Annotated in this window: 8 protein-coding genes; 2 read left to right on the top strand and 6 right to left on the bottom strand. The window is 47.8% G+C overall.

Annotation, left to right across the window (positions count from 1 at the left end; all coding sequences use genetic code 11):
• Positions 1-277 precede the first annotated feature (277 nt).
• The gene (locus KAH81_09310) at positions 278-895 is read right to left on the bottom strand and encodes a hypothetical protein (protein MCK5833848.1); all 618 of its coding nucleotides are present in this window, start codon (positions 893-895) and stop codon (positions 278-280) included.
• Between the two features lie 92 nt (positions 896-987).
• Here KAH81_09310 and KAH81_09305 point away from each other — a divergent pair, with 92 nt between their 5' ends.
• On the top strand, positions 988-1,200 hold the full coding sequence (locus KAH81_09305; GenBank protein MCK5833847.1) for a hypothetical protein: 213 nt from the start codon (positions 988-990) through the stop codon (positions 1,198-1,200).
• Here KAH81_09305 and KAH81_09300 read toward each other — a convergent pair.
• The 5 genes from KAH81_09300 to KAH81_09280 form a co-directional block, all read right to left on the bottom strand.
• Positions 1,179-1,346 (bottom strand): hypothetical protein, encoded by a 168-nt coding sequence (locus tag KAH81_09300; GenBank protein MCK5833846.1) that lies wholly within the window; start codon positions 1,344-1,346, stop codon positions 1,179-1,181. The genes KAH81_09305 and KAH81_09300 overlap by 22 nt on opposite strands.
• Positions 1,347-1,382: 36 nt before the next feature.
• Positions 1,383-1,598: a hypothetical protein gene (locus tag KAH81_09295; protein MCK5833845.1), complete on the bottom strand. Its 216-nt coding sequence runs from the start codon at positions 1,596-1,598 to the stop codon at positions 1,383-1,385.
• Between the two features lie 61 nt (positions 1,599-1,659).
• Positions 1,660-3,291, bottom strand: coding sequence for a T9SS type A sorting domain-containing protein (locus KAH81_09290; GenBank protein ID MCK5833844.1), 1,632 nt, complete (start codon positions 3,289-3,291; stop codon positions 1,660-1,662).
• A 14-nt stretch (positions 3,292-3,305) separates the two neighbouring features.
• Complete coding sequence (locus tag KAH81_09285) at positions 3,306-5,585, bottom strand: T9SS type A sorting domain-containing protein (protein ID MCK5833843.1); 2,280 nt, start codon at positions 5,583-5,585, stop codon at positions 3,306-3,308.
• A 14-nt stretch (positions 5,586-5,599) separates the two neighbouring features.
• Positions 5,600-6,130 carry a YbjN domain-containing protein gene (locus tag KAH81_09280; protein ID MCK5833842.1) on the bottom strand — a complete coding sequence of 177 codons (531 nt, stop codon included), beginning with the start codon at positions 6,128-6,130 and terminating at the stop codon, positions 5,600-5,602.
• A 284-nt stretch (positions 6,131-6,414) separates the two neighbouring features.
• Between KAH81_09280 and KAH81_09275 the strand changes: the two genes are divergently transcribed.
• On the top strand, positions 6,415-8,403 hold the full coding sequence (locus KAH81_09275; GenBank protein ID MCK5833841.1) for a tail fiber domain-containing protein: 1,989 nt from the start codon (positions 6,415-6,417) through the stop codon (positions 8,401-8,403).
• The last annotated feature ends 119 nt before the right edge of the window (positions 8,404-8,522 follow it).

The raw sequence follows: 8,522 nt of genomic DNA, 5'->3' as shown, positions 1-8,522 counted from the left end.
AATAGCGTGCCAGCCGGCGGGAATGTCTGCAGATATTGTGCTCAACCGACTGTGTCGGATTCGCTTCGGGTCTGCACCGGCCGACGGCGGTTGTGCTCAACGCTTCGCGATTCGCTTCGGGTAATGAAAATTTAGCAATTGAAGAGGGCGGCTCGGAGGCCGCCTTTTTTGTCATTGCGGAAATGTTCCGGCTACGGAGCGAGTCGCGCTCCGCGTCGAGCAAGACGACAGTCGGCTTAGCCGACCGCGCTCCGCGTTGAGCAAGACGATTGTCGGCTCAGCCGACCGCCCGGATTTTTGCAAAGAAATTTATCAATACTCCCGATGAGAACAATTGCATGGCAATCAATAGAATAACGATATATGATTTTATAGGGAAAATCCACTCGATCACTGCGCCATTCGAGTAAAGATTAAACGCCGTTGCGGCTATTATTATCGTCGAAAAAATCGATCCTAAAAGAGCAAGAAACGACGCTTTTTTCATTACACCCATATCTCGTGACGCAAATTCGCGATAGACAATCACATAAAATACCAGAATAACTATCGACCCCATCAAAAGAAGTGTCGATTCTAAATACCCAATGCATGAAAGTCGAGTCGATTCTAATATTAAACCTAAAAAGGTTAATACCCTCGGTAAAACCACCGTAGCACTTCCGACTATCCCGAACAACGCTGCTGTCGAAAAACGGCTGTCCTCTTTAAAATGCTCGCGGAAAGAAATAAAAAAGAGCACAATTATAGCCAAAGCCACGATCGAAAGAAACTTCGATGTCACTGCGACTCCGAAGTTTTCGAAAAATCCCGGCATAAATGTAGCGATTATCCGGTACACAAAGTTAAATATTACTGCGCAAATCGCAGCTAATGACAGAGTTTTCAGGCTCATTTTCCCTCCAATTTCGAAACCTAATTTAAATATCATTCCGCACCGCGTAAATAATTTCCCTCTTTCCATGCGATAATCGATGCCGGAAGAATGTGCGCCAAAATCAAAAACGCACCGGCATGAACGACATCGACACGAAACTCGAAAACACCGCATACAAAAAGATACGACAAAACGAGCACCGTGAAAATAGCATAAGCACGACGAAGTGCGTCCAGCGCGACCTGCCCTTCACGCTCGTCGTAATCATCGCAAGCGCCAGAGAAGAGATATTTATCTCACCTCACCCGTTAACTCCAACATGAACGGACTTTGCTGTGATCTCCGTATCCGCACACGCGCTACCATTGACCTCGATGTTGAAATCCTTTGACTTGATAGGAACCTCTGTTTTGAGAACAGCGAGACCATCGAGGGTAACCGAATTGATTTCGGGTGTCGAGATGTATATTCGAACATTATTGCTCGAACGGAACCATTCCTCGTTTCATACAACAAGCTGATAATCACGCACCTCGTCTTTGATCATCGGGAGGATATTGTCGTCTGCCTCCACGAAGAGCGAATAGACAGAGTCCTGTGAGAGGAATATCTCGAAATCCGCGCGAGTGAGATAGGTCTCGCCTTTGATTTTATTGAGGAGAACTCTTCCACCGGGCGATTTTCGCCGACAATCCGTCCCTAGCCGTTGGTGAGAAGCCATCCGGCTTGTAATGAAAGAACGATAAGGACTATACCAATAAATTTTAGTTTCATTTTTGGCCTTATTTCAAATAAGCAATTCTCTTCAACAGGGCTTGGTCTCCATGCCGAACTCTAACGAGATAAACACCGGAACCTATATTTTCAGAGGGTTGCCAAGTAAATTCTTTTCTGTTGTTGTCTCGACCAGATGGGGATAAATCTCCCTCATATTGTAAAGGATTTTTCGTTGCGCTTGAAAGGACATCGATACGCCGCCCTGCGATGTCGAAGATCTCCACGCGGGAGGGCGCAAGACCCTCCCCTACGGAAATTCGCACAGCTGAGTTAAATGGATTCGGATAAGCCACAAACTCCATAGACTCGGGAAGGTGTTCCTTTATTCCCACTGTAGGCATGAACCACCATCTATAGCGCTCGATGTTCGGCTCGCCCTCATCGGGGGTATCCCACACTCCGAATTCTAGCCAGTTGGTGTCATCGGGTGTGGGGTAAAGGTGTATTAAAGCGAATGCAAAAAGAACCAGCGTGTCGTCCTCAACTATAACCCCGGAAGTGCTGGTCCGTATGGTATCGAGGCCAGGAAAGAACATATACCAGTTATCCACACTGGTGCCGGCAATTTCGTCACTGTATTTAATCATTGCACCATCGGGCATATAAGTCATAATGCCCTCAGGTTCGCGGTAACTTAATTGTGGTGGCGTATTGTCGAGATAGAAGCTAAAAACCCGCGCGGTGTCTGGGCCTTCGTGGCCTAAAACATCCTCGATACTCCTTATTTGGAATGTCACCTCACCATCGGGCATGGTGTCCGGTATATCGACGAAAACCGTATCGCCTATCGCGCTAACCATGGAATCGTAACCGGTGTAAATCGAGCCATTTAAGTAGAATTGTAGGCTTGTAAAATCTACGCCGTCCTCGTCCTGAAACTCCATGCGTATTGTCGGATAGCCGGTAACAACGTTGCCTTCGATAGGTGAGAATTCCCTGAGTATCGGGCCTTCACTACGCATCCCCCAATAGGAAATCGCATTCTGAAAAAGCAAATCTTGATTCGGAGTAGTCGCCTCGAAATAATCCCAACCCATGTAACACACGCAACCTGCACCGAATTCCTGGAAACCCGTGTGCATGTAGACAATTCCGCCTTCGGTTACTGTTGCGACAGGTGTATAGCCACTGTATGTTCCATAGGCGTAGGAAGCGCTCATTCCGTAAAACCTTGCGTCCACACCCTCGGCGATTGGATGTCCCGGAAGAATCACATCGATGCTATCATGGTAAGTGCTTGAATTTGGAAGCGCAACAGTATCGAAGCCAGCGCAAGTTAAGAAATCGGCTCCATGTTGATAGAAATTTATCATAAGCCCGCCACCGGAAACCCATGTCTGAAGAATCGGTCCCAGAAAAGCACCTGCGGTAGTATCCATCGAAGAACCGCCACTTGATTCAAGCTCTGGTGTAATAAAAACATCTATTTGATTAAGACTATCGGTGGTTATCGAATCATAGTGCCAATATTCATGAAGCTCATAATCGAATGGAGCCGAGTCGAGAGCGCTTAAAATATTTTCATATTCGCCGTCATAATCGACAAACTCCACCCAAATACCAATGCTTTTTGTTTGGGCAAATAAACCAAAGGCTAAAACTAAAACTAAAACCGATAAAATAACTCTCTTGAGCATTTCTCACTCCTTATTTACTTCAAATATACAATATTTTTTTTCAATATAGTGTTATTATGGATTTTCGCACGAACAAAATAAATGCCTGATCCAACTGTTTCGGAAGGCTGCCACGTGAATACATTTTCGATTTCATTTAGGCTCGTTGGAGAGAAATCCCCTTTATTTTGTGATAGACTTCTCGCTTCGCTCGAAAGAACAGCGATGCGTCGCCCTGCGATGTCGAATATTTCAACCACCGCCCTCTCTGGATTCCCGCTTTCGAGAGAATTCCAGATCGCGGGTGCGTTTACAAAGATTCTAACCGAGGAATTGAAGGGATTGGGATAGGCCGAAAGGGTGAAATCAGTAGGAAGATCGGTCTCATCGATCGAGGTCGAGGAGTCGTGGAGCGCAACAATCAAGTCGCCGACTAATATATTCGCAACATTCTCCTTGTTGGAAACAACCAACCAATATCCCCCGGCCTCTACCGGCACCTCGATGCCGCCGTAATCCGTGCGCTCGACCATGGCAAGCGCGGAGAACGCACCTCCGCTGGTGAAATTCGCGAACTCGGTGTCGTCGAGGGCGAACAGCGCGAAGCCGTAAGCATCGTCGTTACGGAGGTAATAATGGGTTTCGATATCGTCGAAAGGCCCAGTGCGGCGGATATATTCCTCCACCGGCGCAATGCGCGCGCCGAGATACGCAACCGGTGAGCTTGTGGGCGTCGCGGCAGTCCAATTATGAATTGGCATAGATGCAGAGATGTTCATTGTCCGCGTAAAAGTGATTCCATCGACCGTGTTGGTGACTAGATTATCGACATAGCCCGGCCCTGGATTCGAGCCGATAACCGCATCCGCACGCCAGTAAAGGTGTTTGGCATCCCCGACGTAATTCACTGCCTTTCCTCGGCTATTAGTATGGAAAATGCAATCATAAAAGATACTTGTTCCCTCCGCTGAGGCTATCATAATTTCCGCACCATCGATGGGGCGGTCACTACTATCATATATTGTCATGTCCACAGTAGCTATTTCGTGGGAATATCTATCCGTTACGGGAATGAAAAGTCCGTCGCCTCGGTGCTCGAACACGGTCGCGAATTGCTTGCCCCAGCCATCGGCATAGGCCCATTGATTGTCAATATAGGTGTTGACCGGTTCCCATCCGGCCCAGCGCCAGCCTGTCCAAAATTCGTTCCATACGTGGTCTTGGCTAATAGCCTCGATGTTTCTACAGGGAATAAGCGCCATCCGCGCAGCAGCGTTTGTAATGTCCTCGTGTTCGCCGCAACGTCCCATGTGTTTGCGATATATTCGCACCGGCTGATGAGGACGTTCGTCATCGGAAGTAAATTGAAGAACGGCCTTTATCCATTTGGTAATAACCCCTATAGCGCCATTGTCGATATCTGTGTTACAAACGCCGTTCCATAGGACATCTTGCGCCATAAGCGAATCGCCGAGCGGCCAACAGAAGAATGTATCCGCGCCGACGATGCCCGTCTCGGAGACATCCCAGAACCACTTGCGCCAAAACGCCCCCGACCACGGATCGACCGGGTCGCCGGTGTTCGGATCGATGTAAAGCGGCAGCTCGTCGCTTATTTTCGGGAACATCACATGCCAGTAATAGGTCTGGGCATCTATCTCGACAGTGTCGATAGAAGTCATGCCGGTATCTTTAGTAAAATAGCGCGTGATAGTGCTATGGTTGGGTGTTCCCGGTGTGCCGAGATCGACGACCTCGACATAATTCAGCAGCGAATCGAATTTGTAAATATATTCAACATTTTCCGGAAGAAGATATGCCAGCTCCGGCATTTCGAGAACTTCCGGGGGGAGATTAGCGAGACAAAAATAAAGCTCATCGAGCCAGAGAGGATCGGCATCGGCGAGAACCGGAATATATGTCGCGGCATACAGCGTATCGACGTCTGCAAGATTCAAGCGAAGCTGTGTCTGCAAAAACTCTGGCGCATTCGACACCCACCATTCTAGGGCACTGTCGAGCGGCGATTCCTGAGGCTCGAAGCCAAGCGTCTCGGCTTCGGCATCAACATAGACCGCGAAATACTCTCCTGGAGGAAGAACAACTCGCACGCTTAGTGAATCGAGTGTAGTCATGAATGTTGAGGGGGTTTTATATGAGACATCCCTCGATTCAACAGGATAAATTCCGGTTGATATCTGGATTTCACTAGAAACAATCGGCGTTCCGAGATCAGATGTAGTTATTCCGCGTGATCCTGCAGCGTTGGCGCTGAAAGCGACAAATATGCAGGTAATTAAGATAAGTTTTCTCATTTGTTTTCCCTTCATTATTCAGAAAAATTTTCTAAAGTGATCATGTATTCGGGATATTTTGCGTCTGCAGTGCTAACTATCGATGATAGATATGCACCAAAAACCTCTGCGGAAATGCCATCATCGACAGGAAGTGTGTGGCTGAGGCGAACCTCGCCGCTAGTAATATTCCATTCGAGCCGCCCAAAAGTGAGATTCCAGTTTTGATTCATTAAGAAGGTTAGCATGGGTACTGTGCCTAGGTTCTCGAGTGGAAGGTCAAGATAATCCTCCACATAAATATACAAAATTTGCACGTCCTGAAGAAACTCGATACCCACGGTATATGTGCCGTTTTCTCCGTGGATGTCCATGGCGAGACGCTCGCTAACCTTGCCTGTTATGTTCTCGGTGTTAACGCGATCATAGGTATATCCCAAGTCTTTAATAAAATCTGCGACGATATCCAGTGACACCGGTGAATATATCTTACGTGGTGTGGTTCCAGCAAAGATAAACCCCACGCATAACAAAAGGATACCGTAAATCAACAACAACCTTCTCATAGTTCTCCTTATTTGGTGTATTATAATATCGAGAGTCCAACAGAGCAAGGACTATTGTGTGATTCGGTATAAAGAACAGCAATGCGCCTTCGAATCGAATAAACAAATTTCCATCGCGATCACGTTATCTAAGCTCGAATATTGACAGAAAAAACCCTGTGCGGTTGCTGTCTCCTTTTCAATTTTGATATGTGGGAAAAAACGCATTTACTAAAAGTGTTGCATATAATTTTTCAATGTATTATTTTGAATCGGAATAAATACACCTTTATTAAGGAGAATGAATGAAACGGATTATGGCGGTTTTATCAATTGTTGCATTTGCAGTCGCCGTTTTTGCGGCGCCTGTGGAACAAGTAATATCTTTTCAGGGGAAGATTGTCGAAAGCGGCACGCCAGCGGAAGGCACGCGCAATATCGAGTTTAAACTTTATGATGTCGAAACAGGAGGGACGGCACTCTGGACAGAGAACCGCTCCTTCGTCCCCGTGACGGCGGGTCTGTTCAATGTCGAACTTGGCGCGATTACCCCATTCGCCGCCGGCACGAACGTGGATTTCTCCGAGCAATACTGGATTGGCATTTCTGTCGCCGGTGGTGCGGAGATTGTGCCGAGGTATAAGTTTGGATCGAGTGCTTATGCGCTGAATATCGCGGACGTTATCGTAAAGGACGTAGATCAGATCTTCGAGACGGATCTTCATCTAGACGGCCCCATGGGTGGCGATCGAGCGATTTGGTTTGGTGATGACCACTGGGTTGGCATTGGAGAATATCCCCTCAACGATGACGACCTTCTCCTCTATTGTTCCGGCGATCCTGTTTGGGTCGATGCGGTCGATATTCGCCCTACCGGTATATATAGCGACCTCGGTGATGGCTCTGCCGAATGGCGGCATTTTCATCTTTCCGGTAAAATATATGCAGACGGCGCTTCTCCGGCCAATCAGTATCTCGGCACAGACGGTAGCGGCGATTTGACTTATCTTCCCGCCCCGGGCGGCTCCGATGACGACTGGGCATATTCCTCCGGCAGCGGTCTGACCGGCGATATTTATCATACCGGTAATGTCGGCATCGGGACGACAAGCCCGGCAACTAAGCTACATATCGCAGACAATGTTAGTGGATCGGTGTTCGATGCCTTAACTATGCAAAATGCCTCAGCTATTGGAAACTCTGGTTTGCGAATGTCATTCAAAATCGGAAGTGTTACAACCGGACAAATAGACAATATTTTTTACCCCGGTGGCAATGCAGATTTTATATTCTCCACATGGGATAATTCGCTTGGTTTTTCCGAAAAAATGAGGATTACCGGTACCGGTAACGTCGGCATCGGTACGGACGACCCTGAAGTGCCATTACATATTGAAAGCAACGGTCATGCTCTTTATATAGACGGAGCATCGAGTATCTCAACAACCTCTTTTCAGGGACTCGGTTTCCAATATTCTTGGGGCTCAGGTGAGGGAGCGATCATGGCTTCGTATCCTTCCGGCTCGGGGTATTTAACTTTCCATACCACAACCGGTGGAACAATGACCGAAAAGATGCGTATAACAACATCGGGTAATGTCGGTATCGGAACGGACGACCCAGACTACAAATTGCACGTGACTCATACAGTTGGGGCTCATAGCACCACGGAATCTCCTACTATCTGGGCGGAAGTGACAGACGGCACATACACTATAAAAGGCGTACTTGCAGGCCAAAACGGATATCAGGGTGTTTATGGAGAAACAGATAGACCTTCAGGCCACGGCGTTTACGGTCGTGCGACAGGTGGTAATTGTCGCGGTATCAATGGATATGCGGGTGGAACAGGCACTACTAACTATGGTGTTTATGGTTATGCTGGGGGCGCGACCACTAACTACGGCGTCTATTGCTCGGGTAGTGGCGCTTACACCGGCTCATGGACGGATGTCTCCGACCGCAAATTCAAGAAGAATATCACTCCAATGACCGGTATCCTCGCCAAAGTATTGGACCTAAACCCCGTAACCTACGAGATGCGCACCGATGAATACAGCTTCATGGGTTTCAGCGAGGGCAACGAATACGGCCTTATCGCGCAGGAACTTAACGAAGTCTTCCCCGAATTGGTAAAACACGGCGTTCATCCGGGTGCAGAGGGTGGCGAGCCTGTCGAATACGAAGGCATCGACTATATTTCCCTGACATCGATTCTTGTTCAGGCCGTGCAGGAACTCAAAGCCGAAAACGACGAGCTTCGCGCGCGTATCGAGGCGCTGGAAAAGAAATAGAATTCGATAACGAAATTATGATCGAACACGAAATAAATATCAATCGTCATTGCGAGGAGCGAAGCGACATGGCAATCTCCTCGAATCACAACGGGATTGCTTCGCCTGCGGCTCGCAAT

It is taken from the genome of bacterium (genome assembly GCA_023145965.1).
GTDB lineage: Bacteria > UBP14 > UBA6098 > UBA6098 > UBA6098 > UBA6098.
The sequence above is the reverse complement of the archived record's forward strand: the minus strand, read 5'-3'. Positions and strand labels throughout refer to the sequence as shown.